Here is a 15,969-nt window from a genome sequence, read left to right as displayed (position 1 = left end):
ACACAGGAAGCCCGCGAGACTTCAGTCGCGGGTGGAGTCACGAACTGAGCACTCACGCGGGGTGCTGGTCACCCGCCGAAGTGCCTCTGGCCGAACTGGTCCGCGTCGCCGGTGTCCGCTGGAGCGTCGAGGAGTGCTTCCAGGCCGCCAAGGGCCAGGTCGGACTCGACCACTACCAGGTCCGCAACTGGACCTCATGGCACCGGCACATCACGCTCGCCATGCTCGCGCTGGCGTTCCTGACCGCCCTTGCCGCCGACCCGGCACCACAACGGCCCGTCGATCCACTCCACCCCACCCGCGGCAGCGACCCGATCACGTTGACCGTCCCCGAGATCCGCCACCTGCTCGCCGCCGTCCTCACGGCACCGGCCGTGACCGCGGGCAGACTGCTGCACTGGTCCCACTGGCGCAGACGCCACCAGGCAAGAGCCCGCCGCAGCCACTACCGACGACGATCCTGCTGGATAGACCACGAAACCGTACTGGAGTACTAGGTCCGAGTCGTGATCGACGCCCATGAGATGGGCCGCGAGAGCAGTACGCCCGAGGTCGTGCGCGTGCGCGGACGTGGTGACTTCCCGGGACACAGCCGTCATCCAAACGGTGCCGCTCCTGCGCTGCACCTCCCAAACCAGAGTCGGACTACCGACGTCTGTCCTGGCTGGGCCGTGACGGCCCTCACCCTTAGGTCTCCCTGTTGCGTTTGTTATTGTTCAACCACTAACAGAGGAGTATTCATGAGCGTCAACCCGACCCGCGACCTCACCCCCGCACAGCACGCCCTGGCAGAGCACCTTCGGCTGGTGTCGTCCGGCCAGATCGACGAGTGGATCGAGCTGTACGCCGCGGACGGCACGGTCGAGTTCCCCTTCGCCCCCGCCGGTGTGCCTACCCTGGTGCAGGGACGCGAGGCGCTGATCGCCCACATGCGCGGCTTCCCGCAGACCTTCGACGTGAAGTTCGTCGACGTGAAGTTCATCGAGACGGCCAACCCCCGGACCGCGGTCGCCGAATACCGCTCGGAGGGAATCGCCCTCAGCACCGGCAAGCCGTACGAGCAGACAGTCATCACGGTGATCCGCCTCGACGAGGCGGGCCTGGTCGAGCAGTTCGTCGACTACTGGAATCCTCTCGTGGTCATCGAGGCCATGACCCCCGACGAGGCGGCCAGCGGCCAAGACGTGTCGTGGCCCTCGGAGAGTTGATACCGGTTCGACGGGGTGAGACGGGTCACCCACCCGTCTTGCCCCGTCGCACCCTGTCCCACTCCGCAGTGAGAGACTGGGAGACATGCCCGCCCCTGGCTCCAGAGTGAAGAGCGATCAACGCCGTCGAGTCGTGCTGGACGCTGCCGTGGCCTGCTTTGCGCGCAAGGGTTACTACGGCACGACCACTGGTGAGATCGCCGAACGGGCCGAAATCTCTCAGCCCTACGTCTACCGCCTGTTCGCCAGCAAGGAGGCGTTGTTCGCCGGTGCCATCCTCCACGTGTCCGAGCTGATCTCGGATGCTCTGACCGGCGCCGAAGCCGGCGCCGATGAGGCCGGGCCGCACCGGCAGCCGGAGGCGGTGATGCGTGCGATCCGGTCCGCCTACAGCACCCTGATCGAGGACCGGGACGTCATGCGGTTCCTCATGCAGGCCAGTTGCGCAGCCGATGAGCCGCTCGTGGCTGAGGCGTTGCGCACGTGCTATGCCAGGCAGGTCGAACTCGTCAGTGAGCTCCTGAACCACGACGACGCTGCGGTCCGGCACTGGTTCGGCGCCGGTATGCTCGAAAATGTCACGCTGACCCTCGGCCTGGCCGACGTCGACGAGCCCTGGGCGCGGACCCTCAGCGGACAACGGTCTCGTTCGGACGGCGGTAGCTTCGCCCACCGGGAGTCGCCGTAGCTTCCGCCGAAAAACAGGCGGCTATGTAGGCGGCCGGCCAGGCCGTCCCACTTCCTTGGAACTGGGACGCCGTCCGACGGTGTCGACGTCGATCGACACTGCCCAGGTCAGGACCGTCCCAGAAGTTGTGCCACAAGTGCGTCCCGGACTAGTACTCCAGTCTGGTTTCGCGATCTTGTCGCGGACCCGGCTGGGAACGGGTGCGGCCGCCGCGTGATCATCGGGGGTTGTGTGGACTCCTGAAGATCGTGCGGTGGCCGCGGGCCATAGCGTAGACCCTGCTCGCTGGCGGACGATGTTCGACCAGGTCATGGCCCGGATCGCGGACCGCTTCGGGCGAGTTGAGCTGCGGGCCGCGGCCCGTGCCTACCTGCTCGGGCTACTGTCGAACGTCGAGCGCAAGAACTGCTGGCAGCTGGCCGAACAGGCCGGCCACAGCCGACCCGGGCCGATGCAGCGCCTGCTGCGCTACGCCCGCTGGGACGCCGATGCGGTCCGCGACGACCTGCGCGCGTACACCGCCGAACACCTCGGCGCCGACGGCGCCGTTCTCGTCGTCGACGAGACCGGCTTCCTGAAGAAGGGCCGGGCCTCGGCCGGTGTGCAACGGCACCGCGAGACGCATCGAAAACTCTCAGGTCGGCGTCTTCCTCGCCCTGGCCACCAGCCGGGGACGGGCCCTGATCGGCCGTCGGCTCTACCTGCCCGAGCAGTCCTGGTGCTCCGATCCCGAACGCCGTCACGCGGCCGGGATCCCCGAGGACATCCAGTTCGCGACCAAGCCCCGCCTGGCCGGGGAGATGATCGCCGCCGCGCTGGACACCGGGATCACCGCGTCCTGGGTGACCGGCGATGAAGCCTACGGCCAGGACCCCCAGCTCCGCGCCGCCCTCGAGGCGCGCGGCACCGGCTACGTGCGGGCCGTCGCCTGCTCGATGCGGGTGAGAATCAACCACGGCCGCACTGCCGTCCGCGCGGACACCGTCGCCGACCGCCTGCCCGCCACGGCCTGTCAGCGCCACAGCGCCGGAAACGGTGCGAAAGGCCCGCGGTACTACGACTGGGCCTGGATCCACATCGGCACCGACTGCCACCGCCACCTGCTCATCCGACGTAACCGGACTACCGGTGAACTCGCCTTCTACCTGTGCTGGTCACCCACAAAGGTGGCCCTGTCCGAACTGGTCCGCGTCGCCGGTGTCCGCTGGAGCGTCGAGGAGTGCTTCCAGGCCGCCAAGGGCCAGGTCGGACTCGACCACTACCAGGTCCGCAACTGGACCTCATGGCACCGGCACATCACGCTCGCCATGCTCGCGCTGGCGTTCCTGACCGCCCTTGCCGCCGACCCGGCACCACAACGGCCCGTCGATCCACTCCACCCCACCCGCGGCAGCGACCCGATCACGTTGACCGTCCCCGAGATCCGCCACCTGCTCGCCGCCGTCCTCACGGCACCGGCCGTGACCGCGGGCAGACTGCTGCACTGGTCCCACTGGCGCACACACCACCAGGCAACAGCCCGCCGCAGCCACTACCGACGACGATCCGCCGACAAATCCGCTGGGTAGATCACGAAACCGCACTGGAGTACTAGTTGACAACCGGTCGAACGGGCGCGCGTCGCGGTGTCCGACGAGCAGGCGGGGGCGAGAGGAATGGCCCAGTCGGTCCGGGTGCTGATCGCAGACGATCAGGCGCTGCTGCGCGGAAGCTTCCGTGTGCTGGTCGATTCCACACCCGGTATGGAGGTCGTCGGCGAGGCGGGTGACGGCGCCGCGGCGGTGCGGCTCGCCCGCGAACTCGTCCCCGATGTCGTCCTGATGGACCTGCGGATGCCGGTCCTGGACGGTATCGCGGCCACCCGGGAGATCTGCTCGGACGAGACGCTGGCCGGTGTCCGGGTGCTCGCCCTCACCATGTTCGACATGGACGAGTACGTGTACCCGGCTCTCCAGGCGGGAGCCAGCGGCTTCATGCTGAAGGACGCATCGCCGTCCGACCTGGTCGGCGGCATCCGCGTCATCGCCACCGGGGAGGGCGTCCTGGCCCCGACGGTCACCCGGCGCCTGATCCGCACCTTCTCCCGCCGCGGCGAGGCCGCCCGGCCGGCGCCGCGGCTCGTCGGACTCACCAAGCGGGAACAGGAAGTCCTCGTGCTGATCGCCAACGGGCTGTCCAACGCGGAGATCGCCGAGCGCCTCGTCATCAGCATGCCGACGGTGAAGACCCATGTCGGCAGCCTCCTGGCCAAGCTGCACGCCCGGGACCGAGCACAGCTCGTCATCATCGCCTACGAGAGCGGCCTCGCGGAGCGCGGTATGCCGTCGTGACCCCCGGTTCGCCCGGTCCCGCCAGGGCGGGCGGGACTCGGCGGACGTGGCCAACGGTGGTGAATTCGAAGCGAGTTGGCCGGCCCGTCAGCGCCTGCGGCCCTCAGCCGCTCCGTACGGCGCGGCGGGAGCGGGCCAGTGCCGGCGCGCCGAGGGATGTGGCGATCAGCCCCAGCAGCAGGGCCACGACGGACCCGCCGAGCCCGTTGCCGGTGCCGAGACCGCCGCCGGCGGTGGCCGCGAACAGCCCGCCGAGGACCATGGCCAACGGCCCCGCGGTCAGGGCCACGAGGGCTCCGCGCCGCCCGGTGCCGGTGCCCGGACGACCGCCGGGGCGGGCCAGGGCCAGCGCTCCGGCCACCACGCCGATCAGCCCCGCCACGGCGGCCGCGGTGCCCCCGAACCGCCCGGAGGCCAGCGGGCCGGCGGCCTCCTGGACCGGTGTGTGCGCGGCCGCCGGTGCGGCGAGCACGAGGACGGCGAGGACGAGCCCGCCGAGCAGGGCGGCGCCGGTCATCGCGGGCTTCTCCCGGAACGGCCCCGGGGTTCTCGAACTGCTCATGTCCCACTCCTCTTCCATGTCTCGGTCGGGCCTTCGCCCACCGCCCGATCGTGGCCGACCGGGGTGCCGCCGGTCGTCCCGCGGGCGGACGCACTCCGCGCTGCCGCCGGGGGCGCAGCCGGCTGCCGCGGCTGCCGCAGTCGCGGCGGAAGTACCGCGGGCGCGGTAGGCGGCCGGTCGTCCGCGAGCGGGATCCGCCGCCGGCGGCCCCCGGCTAGGGTGCGCGCATGAACACAGGGCGGTTCGGGGTTCCCGCCGGTGCCGCGGACGGGCTGATCGCCGTCGGTGTGGCGGCGGTGCTGCTGGTCACCGGGGTTTCCGGGCAGCAGTCCGCCACCGGTCCCGCGCCGCTCGGCCACGGACTGCTGGCGGCCGGCGGCCTGGCGCTGGCCGCGCGCCGCAGGGCGCCGGTTCCCGTCCTGGCCGTCACGGGGCTGTGCGCGGTGGGCTACCAGGCGGCGGGCTTCGACGTGCCCGCCGTCGCCTACCTGTTCGCCGTCTACGCCGCCGTACGCGCGGGGCACCGCACCGCCGCGATCGTCGCGTCCGTCGTCATGCTGGCCGCACTTCCGCTCGCGGCCCTGGTCTCCCTGCCCGACGCGGGCGAGGCGTTCGCGCGGGGCCGCGGTGCCCTGGAGCTGGCCTGGCTGATCGCGGCCGGCGCGGCGGGGGAGGCGCTGCGGCAGGCCGAGCGGCGGGCGGACGAGGCCGAGCGCACGCGCGAGGAGACCGCGCGGCGCCGCGCCGACGAGGAGCGGCTGCACATCGCGCGGGAGCTGCACGACTCGCTCACCCACCAGATCTCGGTCATCAAGCTGCAGAGCGAGGTCGCCGTCCATGTGGCCCGCAAGCGCGGCGAACAGGTGCCGGAGGCCCTGCTGGCCATCCAGGAGGCGGGGCGCGAGGCGGCCCGGGAGCTGCGCGCGACCCTGGAGGCGCTGCGCGACGACGGCACGGCCCCGCCGCCCGGGCTCGCCGACCTCCCCGGACTGGTGGAGCGGGCGGGCCGGGCGGGGCTGGAGGCGTCGCTGACGATCGAGGGGCGGCGGGAGGACGTGCCGGCCGCGGTGAGCCGGACCGTCTACCGGATCGTCCAGGAGGCGCTGACGAACACCGCCCGGCACGCCGCCGCGGCCACCGCCTCCGTCCGGGTCGACTGCCGCCCGGACGTCCTCGCGGTCCGCGTCGACGACGACGGCGGGGCTGCCCCGGACGCCGCCCCGGTGCCGGGCGTAGGGCTGCTGGGGATGCGCGAACGCGTCACCGCCCTCGGCGGCCGGCTGCGCGCGGAGCCGCGCGACGGGGGCGGCTTCACCGTCCGGGCCGAACTCCCCGTGGACCGGGCGCCGTGATCCGCGTCCTGCTGGTCGACGACCAGCCGCTGGTGCGCAGCGGGTTCCGCGCCCTCCTCGATCTGGAGGACGACATCGAGGCGGTGGCCGAGGCGGGCGACGGCGCGGAGGGCCTGGCCCTCGCCCGGGAGCACCTGCCCGACGTCGTGCTCCTCGACATCCGGATGCCGGTGATGGACGGCATCGAGGCGACCCGGCGCATCGCCGCCGACCCGGCGCTGTCCCGGGTGCACGTCGTCGTCCTGACCAACTACGGCATGGACGAGTACGTCTTCCACGCGCTGCGCGCGGGCGCCGCCGGGTTCCTCGTCAAGGACATCGTGCCGGACGACTTCCTGCACGCGGTGCGCGTGGCGGCCCGCGGCGACGCCCTGCTCGCACCGTCCATCACCCGCAAACTGATCGACCGGTACGTCACCCAGCCGCTCCCCGGCGACCCGGGCACCGGGCTGGAGGAGCTCACCAACCGGGAACGCGAGGCCGTCGCCCTGGTCGCGCGGGGCCTGTCCAACGACCAGATCGCGGCCCGCATGGTGATCAGCTCACTGACCGCGAAGACCCACGTCAACCGGGCGATGACCAAGCTCCACGCCCGCGACCGCGCGCAGCTCGTCGTCCTCGCGTACGAATCCGGCCTGGTCACTCCGCGCAGTCCATGATCAAGAGATTATGGTGGCTGCAACTATGATAGTTGTAGCTATCATAGGCGTCGGAGGTGTTGTCGTGGCCAAGCCGGAGCGACTGTTCGCGCGGGACGCCGAGTGGCGCGAGTTGGAGAGATTCGCCGCGTCGGAGCAGCAGGGTGCCTCGCTGGGGCTCGTGTACGGGCGGCGGCGGCAGGGGAAGACGCTGATGCTGGAGCTGCTGGCGCGCGAGTCGCGGGGTTTTCTCTTCGCGGCGACGCAGCAGAGCGAGGCACAGAATCTCGCGGATCTGGGCTCGGCGTACTCGGCGTTCCGCGGGCTGCGGCGGCCGGTGCTGTTCGCCGACTGGCGGGAGGCGCTGGACGAGCTGCTGCGGATCGGTGAGGACGCCCCGCTGCCAGTGGTGATCGACGAGTTTCCGTATCTGGTGTCGGCGTCCCCCGCCCTGCCCTCCTATCTGCAGCAGGCTCTCAGTCCGCTGAGCCATGCCAAGGAGCACACCCGGACGCGGCTGATCCTGTGCGGCAGCGCGCTGACCACGATGGCGCAGCTGCTGGGCGGAGGCGCCCCGCTGCGCGGACGGGCGAGCATGGAGCTGGTGGTACGGCCGTTCCGGTTCCGGGAGGCGGCCTCCTTCTGGGGCGTGGAGGACGACCCGGAGCTGGCGTTCCGGCTCCACGCGCTGGTGGGCGGGACCCCGGCGTACAAGGAGATGTGCGGGGGTACCGGGCCGGCGGACCTCGCGGACTTCGACGGGTGGGTCGCCCGCCGCCTGCTCAACCCGGCCTCCGCCATGTTCCGCGAAGGCGGGCTGCTGCTGCGTGAGGAGCCCTCGATTTCGGATCCGACCTCGTACGCGGCGGTCCTGGCGGCGGTCAGTGCCGGGCATCACCGCAGGTCGGAGATCGCGGGTCTGCTGGGGCGGCCGAGCGGCGCGCTGGCGCACCTGCTCTCCGGGCTCCGGGACATCGGCCTGCTGGAGCAGGTCGAGGACGCCATAAGAGACAAGCGCAGTGTTTTCCGGGTCGCCGAGCCCGCGGTGCGGTTGTACCAGCTGCTGATCCAGCGGCACGAGCCGGAGCTGGTGGTGGGCCGGGCCGACCGGGTCTGGGCGGACAACGCCGACACCGTCGCCGGGAAGATCTACGGCCCGCACTTCGAGGAACTGGCCCGCCAGTGGTGCTTCGAACACGCCGCACCGGAGAGCCTGGGCGGCCGGGCGACCTGGGTGCGCCCGACCGAGATCGCCTGCCGGGAGCACCGCCGCGGGCACGAGCTGGATCTCGTGGTGGCGGAGTCACCAGCGTTCGGGCCCGAGCGGATCACCGCGATCGGCGATGCCAAGGGGACCGCCACCCCCGTAGGTCTGCCGCAGTTGGAACGGCTGGAACACCTGCGCGGGCTGCTGCCGAGCGCCCGGGTGGGGGCACTGCCCAGACTCCTGCTCTTCGCCCGCTCCGGCTTCACCGAGGACCTGCGCCGCGAGGCCGGCCGGCGCGGCGACGTCGAACTCGTCGACCTGTGGCGGATGTACCGGGGAGAGTGACCCGCCGGGGCAGGAGGGCGGGACGCGTGCAGGCCGGACTCGGTGGAAGCCATGGCAGGGCGCCGGCCGGGATGGCGCGCCGCCCCGGTCCCCGCACATGGCACCACTGCCGGACCCGCCATTGTTCCGCGGTGGCCGGCACCGGCTCGCGGCAGGCGTGGTTCCCCGCCGGAGCCCCGTCCGGCGGGTCCCGCCCTGCCGGGCCGGACGGGTCCCGCCCTCCCGGGCCGCCGCGGCGTGCTCAGCCGGCCGCGGCCCCGAACCACTGGGGCAGCCGGCCGAGCAGGTCCCGCTGGTCGTCGCCGACCCACGCCACATGGCCGTCCGGCCGCAGCAGCACCGCGGGGACGTCCAGTTCCTCGCCGGCGTCGATGACGTCGACGACGTGGTCCACCCGGTCCTCCCAGCCGGCCACCGACAGCCGGCCGGTCTGGTCGAGCAGCAGCCCCCGGCCGCCGTGCATCAGCCCGTAGAGGCGCCCCCGCCGCAGCTGCACGTCCCGCAGCCGCCGGCCGAGGAGTTCATGGCCCTCGCCGAAGTCGTAGCGGACCGCGACCGCGGTGATCTTCTCGATCAGATACCGGTTCACCTCCTCGAACTCCATCAGCTCGGCCAGCAGCCGGCGCACGGCCCGGGGGCCCGGCTCGGAGGACAGCAGCTCCATCTGGGCGCGGGTGTTGTCCAGCACGGCGGCGGCCACCGGATGCCGTTCGGTGTGGTAGCTGTCCAGCAGCCCTTCCGGTGCCCAGCCGCGGACCTCGGCGGCCAGTTTCCAGCCGAGGTTGAACGCGTCCTGGACGCCGAGGTTCAGACCCTGCCCGCCGGTCGGCGGGTGGATGTGCGCCGCGTCGCCGGCCAGCAGCACCCGGCCGGTGCGGTAGCGCTCGGCCAGCCGGGTGGCGTCGCCGAAGCGGGAGAGCCAGCGGGGTGAGTGCACGCCCAGGTCGGTGCCGGCGAACTTCCGTACCTGCTGCTTGACTTCCTCCAGGGTCGGCGGGGCCGTGCGGTCCTCGGCCACGCCCTCGGCCGGCACGATGAGCCGGTACACCCCGTCCCCCAGCGGCATGGTGCCGAACCGCCACTGCTTCGTGCGGACCTCGGCCACCACGGCGGCCAGCTCCTCCGGCCCGACGCCCACCTCCACCTCCCCCAGCAGCGTCTCGACCCGGCTGGGCTCACCGGGGAAGCCGACGCCGAGCAGCTTGCGCACCGTGCTGCGCCCGCCGTCGCAGCCGACGAGATAGCGCGCCCGGAGCCGGGACCCGTCTCCCAGTTCGGCGGTCACCCCGTCGTCGTCCTGGCTCAGCCCGGTCAGTTCGCGGCCGCGCAGGATCTCGGCGCCGAGCCCGGTGGCGTGCTCGTGCAGCAGGCGCTCGGTGACCACCTGCGGGATGGCGAGGACGTACGAGTGCGCGGTGTCCAGCCGCTCGGGCCAGGACGTGCCGAGGCCCGCGAAGAAACCGCCGACCGCGTACTTCTTGCCGCGCGCGAGGAACTCCTTCAGCAGGCCGCGCTGGTCCATCACCTCGACGCTGCGGGCGTGCAGGCCCTGCGCGCGGGAGTGCGCGGTCGGCTCGGCCAGCTTCTCCACCACGACCACGTGCACGCCGTGCAGCCGCAGCTCGGCGGCCAGCATCAGGCCGGTCGGTCCGCCACCGGCGATGATCACGTCAATCATGAAACCCCCCATTTCGACAAGGCTGTGTCTCGGCCGGCCGCTCGGCGCGGTCGGGCACCGGGCACGCGCACGTCGCGCGTCGTCCGGTGCTCCGGTGTCCCCTGCGCACAAAGCTGTACGTAGTCCGCGTATCCCCGATTTCCGCAGGTTCCGGCCTCGGGCGGAGATTCTGCAGCATGACCGGGGCCTTGCCGCAAGGCCCCCCGTGCGCTATACGTTGAGAGTGGCAAGGAGAGCAGACCTCCTTGCCTTTGTTCTTGCGCCGTCCGTCACCGGCCCCATGAGGAGGTGACCGCGGCCACCGCGACCGCGGCACCCACCACTGTCCGAACCGTCCTCTTCCTCCGCGTCCGGGATGACCCGAGCCGGCTTCCTTGACCTCAACCCCGGTTCAGGTCGGACCCTCGGCGTATGGAGATCACAGACAGCGGCACCATCCTTTTCCGCAACACCATGCGCATCACCGACGGCCACCTCGACGGCTTCCGGCGCGCCATCGCCCGGGCCGTGGCCTTCGCGCACGAGCACGGCCCCCAGCTCATGGTGGAGGTCTTCCTCGACGAGGAGCGGATGCTCGCGCACAGCTTTCAGCTCTACCGCGACTCCGAGGCGATCCGCACCCACTGGCGGCTGTCGGACCCGTACATCCGCGAGGTGATGGAGCACTGCACCGTGCAGCACTTCGAGGTCTTCGGCGCACCGGACCACGACATCGTGGCGGCCCTCAGGACCCCCGACGGCGCGTCCTTCCCCGTGACCATCTCGCCCCGCCTTGCCGGCTTCAGCCGCCTGGGGACGCCTTGAGGGGCGCGCAGGCCGCGGCGGAGGGGCGCGTGCGGCGCAGGTGAAGGGGGTTGCCGGCGCCGGTGTCGACTGGCTGACGTCGGCGTCCGTGACCCCGGCTCTGCGCACCGAGCGGCTGCTTCCGAACGGTCGTGCAGACGGGCCGCCGTGCAGGCCTGCCCGCCGAGGTCGTTGCGATGTACCCGTGCGCGGACGGCAGTTGGGCCCTTATGACGGTTCGGGCCCTGCCGCGTCCCGCTCGTGGCCCGTGCAGAGCTGGGCGGTCAGGGTCGTGCGGGCCCACTCCTCCCAGGCGTCGGGGGACCAGCCCCGGTCGCGGACGAAGATCAGGTACAGCTCCGGGCTGAGCAACCCGTACAGCAGGTCGGCGGCGCGGGCGGTGCCGACGTCGGGGCGGGCGTCGGGCTTGGCGGTCAGTGCCTCCGCCGCGGCGTGCTGGACGGTGTAGCGCGGGTCCTCCGGGCCGGCGGGCCACTGCGCGGCGATCTCCGGGTCGGTGGCCGCGGCGGCCGCGATCAGCGGCACGATCGGGGCGACCCGTTCCTGGATGGCGCGCACCCCCCGTACGTGGGCGCGCAGTTGACCGGCCGCGGTGGGCTCGGCGCAGGCGGCGCGGAACCAGTCGCGCTCCATCGTGGCGACCGGTTCGGTGTCGCCGGCGATGGAGGTGTCGACCACGTCCTTGAACAGCGCCCGCTTGTTGCGGAACACGAAGTACACGGTCTGGACGGCCACGCCCGCGCGGTCCGCGACCTCCTGAAGGCTCGTCGCTCCGTACCCCTGTGCGATGAACAGATCCCGCGCCGCCGCGATGATCTTCTCGCGGGTGCGCCGCGAGCGCTCGGCCCGCTTGTCGGGGCGTTTGCCGTGGTGTGTGCCGGATCCCTTGACCGCGTCCATGCCAGGAGTCTATCTCTAGTATCCATCACTAGAGTTGGACTCTGATTTCTTGGAGGAAGCGATGACCGAGACCCGGACGGCCGCGGAGCTCGACGAGGAGGCGGCCGTGCGCCGCTCGCTGGAGGACTACTACCGGGACGGCAAGCCGCCGTGGGACACCGGCGTCACACCGCCCGAACTCGTCGCCCTGGTCGAGGGGCCCGGCGCGCTCACGCCCGGGCGGGCCCTCGAACTCGGCTGCGGCACCGGGACCAACGCGGTGTACCTGGCCCGGCACGGCTGGCGGGTGGCGGCCGTCGACTTCGTCCACCGCGCGGTCCAGCAGGCGCGGGAGAAGGCCGAAGCGGCCGGAGCGGACGTCACGGTGCTGTGCGGGGACGCCACCCGGATGGACGAACTGGACGTTCCCGGCCCGTACGACCTGTTCTTCGACCTGAGCTGCTTCTGCGTGATCCCGGCGCACCGCCGCGACGCCTACGCGACCGGCCTCACCCGGAGGGCCGCCCCCGGTGCGCGGTTCCTGATGTTCGGCTACGGGCCCGAGGTGTTCGAGGACCCGATCTCCGGCGTCACCGCCGACGAACTCCGCACCCGGTTCGCCGGATGGGAGCTGACCGACGTGACGCCCGGTACGAACCCGTTCCCGACGTTCTGGTTCACGCTGATCCGCGCCGCGGACGGAGCGGCGTGAGCACCATCGTGACGTGAGGGGCCCGGGGTGCCGGCCGCTGAAAACAGGCGCCGGTATCCCGGACACCGCGGGGCATCCCTCCCGGCTGGTCCACCCGAGGCAAAAAAATCCGCCGGCGATGTCGAGAACCGGCGGCCGGCTCCGTCCCCGCAGTGAACGCGACCACAATGGGCCGCACCCGCTCCGAGGAGAGAGACACGATGGCCAAGTACCTGCTGCTCAAGCACTACCGCGGCGCGCCGGCCGCGGTCAACGACGTACCCATGGACCAGTGGACGCCGGAGGAGATCTCGGCCCACATGCGGTACATGCAGGACTTCGCGGACCGGCTGGAGAAGACCGGCGAGTTCGTCGACGGCCAGGCGCTGGCCCCCGAGGGGGCGTGGGTCCGCTACGACGGCGAGGGCCGCCCGCCGGTCACCGACGGCCCGTTCGCCGAGACCAAGGATCTCATCGCCGGCTGGATGGTGATCGACGTCGACGGCTACGACCGCGCCGTCGAGCTGGCCGGAGAACTGTCGGCCGCCCCCGGCAAGGGCGGCAAGCCGATCCACGAGTGGCTGGAGGTGCGCCCGTTCCTGACCGCGCCGCCCACCGTCACGGAGTGACCTGAGGTGAACGAGGTCCTCCTCCGGAGCCTCATACCGGGCGTCATCGCGATCCTCGTCCGCCGCGGAGCCGACTTCGCGGCGGCCGAGGACGCCGTGCAGGACGCGCTGGTCGAGGCGCTCCGCGCCTGGCCGGCCGACGGCTCCGCGAACTCCCCGCGCTCCGGCGGCGCTTCGGGCCCTGCGGGCTCCTCGGGCGGCGGGCGGCCCGTACGGGACCCGAAGGGCTGGCTGGTCACCGTGGCCTGGCGCCGGTTCCTCGACGCGACCCGGGCGGACGCCGCCCGCCGTCGGCGCGAGCACCTTCTCGACGAGGAGCCGGCGTCCGGGGCCGCGCCCGCGGTGGACGACACGCTCCAGCTCTACTTCCTGTGCGCCCACCCATCGCTGACGCCGTCGTCCGCGGTCGCACTGACCCTGCGCGCCGTCGGCGGGCTGACCACCCGCCAGATCGCCCGGGCCTACCTGGTGCCCGAGGCCACCATGGCCCAGCGGATCAGCCGGGCCAAGCGCACCGTCTCGGGCGTGCGGTTCGACCGGCCCGGCGACGTCGCCACCGTGCTGCGCGTCCTCTACCTCGTCTTCAACGAGGGCTACTCCGGCGACGTCGACCTCGCCGCCGAGGCCATCCGCCTCACCCGGCAGCTCGCCGCCGCGATCGACCACCCCGAGGTGGCGGGTCTGCTCGCCCTCATGCTGCTGCACCACGCCCGGCGCGCCGCCCGGACCGCGCCCGACGGCAGCCTCGTGCCGCTCGCCGAGCAGGACCGCGGGCGGTGGGACACCGCGTCGATCGCCGAGGGCATCGGCATCCTCCAGACGGCCCTCGCCCGCGACCGGCTGGGCGAGTACCAGGCCCAGGCCGCCATCGCGGCCCTGCACGCCGACGCGCCCACCGCCGGGGAGACCGACTGGGTGCAGATCGTCGAGTGGTACGACGAACTCGTACGGCTGAACGACAGTCCCGTCGTCCGGCTCAACCGTGCGGTCGCCGTCGGCGAGGCGGACGGACCGCGCGCCGGCCTGGCCGCACTCGCGGCAGTGGACGACGCCTGCTCCGCAGGCTCCTCGGCCAAGGGGCACCGCATCCCCCGGTACACCGCGGTCGCCGCGTACCTGCACGAGCGCGACGGCGACCTGGCGACGGCGGCACGGCTGTACGCCGAGGCGGCCCGCCAGGCACCCAACCTCGCCGAGCGCGACCACCTCACCCGCCAGGCCGCCCGGCTCAACGCCCGCCGGTGAAGGCCCCGATGGAACGCGTCCGCCTCCCCGCGTCACCTGGCGGTGCCGCGGCCCCGTGGCCGGGGCGCCGGCCTCCCCGGGAGGCGGCGGGCCGTACACAGTCCGGCCTCGGCATCCGGCCTCGGCATCCGGCCTCAGCAGTCGAACACCGACCAGCAGATGTCGTTGCGCAGCCGCTGGTCGTCCAGCACGAGCTCGCGGATCGCCGCCGGGAGCTGATCGCGCTGCCACCGGCACTCGAGCCGTCCCGCCGCCTCGCCCTCGCCCTCCGGCGCCGCGGCCCGCACGGCCTTGATCGCGTAGGCGGCCGCCCCGAGTTCGTGCGCGGCGACGTGGGCGACGGCCCCGGCCTGACCGGCGGCGTACGCGGCATGCCGAGCCGCCCCGCGCAGGTCCCTGGCCGCTCCCATCGCGTGACCGCCCGCCGCGCGGGCCCGCATCATCGTGACCTCGCCCCGCGCCCAGGCCCGGGCGTGCCCGATCGCCCGGCGCGGTTGCGGGTCCCCGGGCCGGGCCGGCTCGAAGAGGCCGAGCACGTGCTCCGCGCACGACGCGGCCCAGAGAGCGAGGAGACGGTGATCCGCGTCCGTGAGAGTCCCGCCACGGCGGATCGTCACGAAGCGGGGGTCGCGGACCTTCGGGAGGATCACGACGCGCTCCCCGTCCTCCGCGCCCCGGCGCCACTCCCCGCGGGGCACCCCGGCAGCCGGCCGGCCGCCGGCCGCAGGGAGCGGTCCAGCGCGCTCATCAGGCGGGCGACACGACTGCTGCCACCTGCAGCGGGCGGGTAGCGGCGGAGCACGTCGACGAGCACCGGTGTCGCACGCTGCCGCGACCGTTCCAGCAGGGCGTCCCCGATCGCGGGGTCACCGCCCGCCTCCAGCTCCCCGATGCGCGCGGCGCTCGCGGAGGCGCGCAGGATGTGCCCGACCTGGTGGGCGCGGGCGATGGGGTGCAGATAGGCAGCCGATGCGGCGTCACCGGCGGATCGCGCGGCCAGGCGGGCGGCTTCGGAGGGCGCGGACCGGGCGGCTCGATGGGCGTCGAGGGAGGCGACGCGCTGCAGTGCCGTCCGGTTGGCGCCGTTGATGAACTCCCAGGCCGCGTCGATCGCTTCACGGGGGCGCGGGTCGCCGGGAACGGCCCGCTCGAAGACCGGCAGGACGTCCTCCGCGTGCCGGACCGCGTAACGCGCCACGACGCGCAGTTCGTCCGGCGTCAGGTCGAAGTCCCCGGACACGGTGTGCGTGTTCTGCGCCATGCTTCTGCATCGTATCCATCGAACGCCGGGCGGAGACTGCGCGACGAAGCCCTGCAGCGCGTCGACGAGGGGGCACGATCCGCCGGAACCGGCTGAGTCGCGCGGCGCGACGTGACTCCGGCGGGGAGGGGCCGAGCGCCGCCTTGACGAAGGCGTAGCCGATTCCGGACGGCACACCGCTGCCGCCGGAACGGGAAGACATCACTTTCTGTTCGCCGGCCGTCCGCCGGACGGTTGGCCTGGTGAAAGCGCGGGGTCATGAGCTGTCCGGCCGTTCGTGTGGTGCGCCCGGGTGCTTTTGCTTGCCGGGAAGTGCCCGAAAGGACCGGGGTTTTCGAAGCGGACATGCGTTCCCGGGGCAAAGACCGGCACGAAGACCCATGGCATTCGTGTGGCTGGAAATCCGAGGAGATCGTTGACGGCTGAATCCGGTCTGGGCCGCTGGGGAAGGC

General features: G+C 72.6%; 15 protein-coding genes and 2 pseudogenes. 12 read left to right on the top strand and 5 right to left on the bottom strand.

The window, feature by feature from the left end:
- Nucleotides 1-86: 86 nt before the first annotated feature.
- The 5 genes and pseudogenes from SXIN_RS32025 to SXIN_RS06815 form a co-directional block, all read left to right on the top strand.
- Nucleotides 87-497, top strand: a pseudogene (locus SXIN_RS32025) (IS701 family transposase); the annotation flags it as partial.
- A gap of 243 nt (nucleotides 498-740) precedes the next feature.
- Nucleotides 741-1,208, top strand: a complete 468-nt coding sequence (locus SXIN_RS06830; protein WP_019711141.1) for a nuclear transport factor 2 family protein — start codon at nucleotides 741-743, stop codon at nucleotides 1,206-1,208.
- A gap of 85 nt (nucleotides 1,209-1,293) precedes the next feature.
- The gene (locus SXIN_RS06825; RefSeq protein ID WP_050931094.1) at nucleotides 1,294-1,896 is read left to right on the top strand and encodes a TetR/AcrR family transcriptional regulator; all 603 of its coding nucleotides are present in this window, start codon (nucleotides 1,294-1,296) and stop codon (nucleotides 1,894-1,896) included.
- 295 nt (nucleotides 1,897-2,191) lie between these two features.
- Nucleotides 2,192-3,464, top strand: a pseudogene (locus SXIN_RS06820) (IS701 family transposase).
- Nucleotides 3,465-3,551: 87 nt separating this feature from the next.
- A complete protein-coding gene (locus tag SXIN_RS06815) occupies nucleotides 3,552-4,226 on the top strand; it encodes a response regulator (RefSeq protein ID WP_019706086.1) in 675 nt (224 codons plus the stop codon).
- A gap of 103 nt (nucleotides 4,227-4,329) precedes the next feature.
- On the opposite strand, the gene SXIN_RS06810 is transcribed toward SXIN_RS06815, so the two are convergent.
- Nucleotides 4,330-4,788: a DUF6223 family protein gene (locus SXIN_RS06810; RefSeq protein WP_238153698.1), complete on the bottom strand. Its 459-nt coding sequence runs from the start codon at nucleotides 4,786-4,788 to the stop codon at nucleotides 4,330-4,332.
- 227 nt (nucleotides 4,789-5,015) lie between these two features.
- On the opposite strand from SXIN_RS06810, the gene SXIN_RS06805 reads away from it, so the two are divergent.
- From SXIN_RS06805 to SXIN_RS06795, 3 genes are all read left to right on the top strand, one after another.
- The gene (locus tag SXIN_RS06805) at nucleotides 5,016-6,140 is read left to right on the top strand and encodes a sensor histidine kinase (RefSeq protein ID WP_095756735.1); all 1,125 of its coding nucleotides are present in this window, start codon (nucleotides 5,016-5,018) and stop codon (nucleotides 6,138-6,140) included.
- Nucleotides 6,137-6,799 (top strand): response regulator, encoded by a 663-nt coding sequence (locus SXIN_RS06800; protein WP_019711136.1) that lies wholly within the window; start codon nucleotides 6,137-6,139, stop codon nucleotides 6,797-6,799. The genes SXIN_RS06805 and SXIN_RS06800 overlap by 4 nt, the downstream gene beginning before the upstream one ends.
- Before the next feature lie 64 nt (nucleotides 6,800-6,863).
- Entirely contained in the window at nucleotides 6,864-8,330 is a 1,467-nt protein-coding gene (locus SXIN_RS06795; RefSeq protein WP_019711135.1) for an AAA family ATPase, read from the top strand.
- A 241-nt stretch (nucleotides 8,331-8,571) separates the two neighbouring features.
- Here the strand turns inward: SXIN_RS06795 and rox are convergent, their stop codons facing one another.
- Nucleotides 8,572-10,008, bottom strand: coding sequence for a rifampin monooxygenase (rox, locus tag SXIN_RS06790; RefSeq protein ID WP_095757956.1), 1,437 nt, complete (start codon nucleotides 10,006-10,008; stop codon nucleotides 8,572-8,574).
- 411 nt (nucleotides 10,009-10,419) lie between these two features.
- Between rox and SXIN_RS06785 the strand changes: the two genes are divergently transcribed.
- Nucleotides 10,420-10,812 carry a hypothetical protein gene (locus tag SXIN_RS06785; RefSeq protein ID WP_095756733.1) on the top strand — a complete coding sequence of 131 codons (393 nt, stop codon included), beginning with the start codon at nucleotides 10,420-10,422 and terminating at the stop codon, nucleotides 10,810-10,812.
- Between the two features lie 207 nt (nucleotides 10,813-11,019).
- Here the strand turns inward: SXIN_RS06785 and SXIN_RS06780 are convergent, their stop codons facing one another.
- A complete protein-coding gene (locus SXIN_RS06780; RefSeq protein ID WP_019708433.1) occupies nucleotides 11,020-11,712 on the bottom strand; it encodes a TetR/AcrR family transcriptional regulator in 693 nt (230 codons plus the stop codon).
- 61 nt (nucleotides 11,713-11,773) lie between these two features.
- On the opposite strand from SXIN_RS06780, the gene SXIN_RS06775 reads away from it, so the two are divergent.
- From SXIN_RS06775 to SXIN_RS06765, 3 genes are all read left to right on the top strand, one after another.
- Entirely contained in the window at nucleotides 11,774-12,403 is a 630-nt protein-coding gene (locus SXIN_RS06775; RefSeq protein WP_019708434.1) for a class I SAM-dependent methyltransferase, read from the top strand.
- A 200-nt stretch (nucleotides 12,404-12,603) separates the two neighbouring features.
- Entirely contained in the window at nucleotides 12,604-13,011 is a 408-nt protein-coding gene (locus tag SXIN_RS06770) for a YciI family protein (RefSeq protein ID WP_039820995.1), read from the top strand.
- Between the two features lie 6 nt (nucleotides 13,012-13,017).
- Nucleotides 13,018-14,256 carry an RNA polymerase sigma factor gene (locus tag SXIN_RS06765; RefSeq protein ID WP_095756732.1) on the top strand — a complete coding sequence of 413 codons (1,239 nt, stop codon included), beginning with the start codon at nucleotides 13,018-13,020 and terminating at the stop codon, nucleotides 14,254-14,256.
- 134 nt (nucleotides 14,257-14,390) lie between these two features.
- Here SXIN_RS06765 and SXIN_RS06760 read toward each other — a convergent pair whose 3' ends face one another.
- Both SXIN_RS06760 and SXIN_RS06755 read right to left on the bottom strand, forming a co-directional pair.
- Nucleotides 14,391-14,906: a putative immunity protein gene (locus SXIN_RS06760; RefSeq protein ID WP_095757955.1), complete on the bottom strand. Its 516-nt coding sequence runs from the start codon at nucleotides 14,904-14,906 to the stop codon at nucleotides 14,391-14,393.
- Nucleotides 14,903-15,517 carry a putative immunity protein gene (locus SXIN_RS06755; RefSeq protein WP_019711130.1) on the bottom strand — a complete coding sequence of 205 codons (615 nt, stop codon included), beginning with the start codon at nucleotides 15,515-15,517 and terminating at the stop codon, nucleotides 14,903-14,905. The genes SXIN_RS06760 and SXIN_RS06755 overlap by 4 nt, the downstream gene beginning before the upstream one ends.
- Nucleotides 15,518-15,969: the final 452 nt, after the last annotated feature.

It is taken from the genome of Streptomyces xinghaiensis S187, from assembly GCF_000220705.2.
GTDB lineage: Bacteria > Actinomycetota > Actinomycetes > Streptomycetales > Streptomycetaceae > Streptomyces > Streptomyces xinghaiensis.
This window is presented reverse-complemented; position numbering and strand designations above follow the sequence as displayed.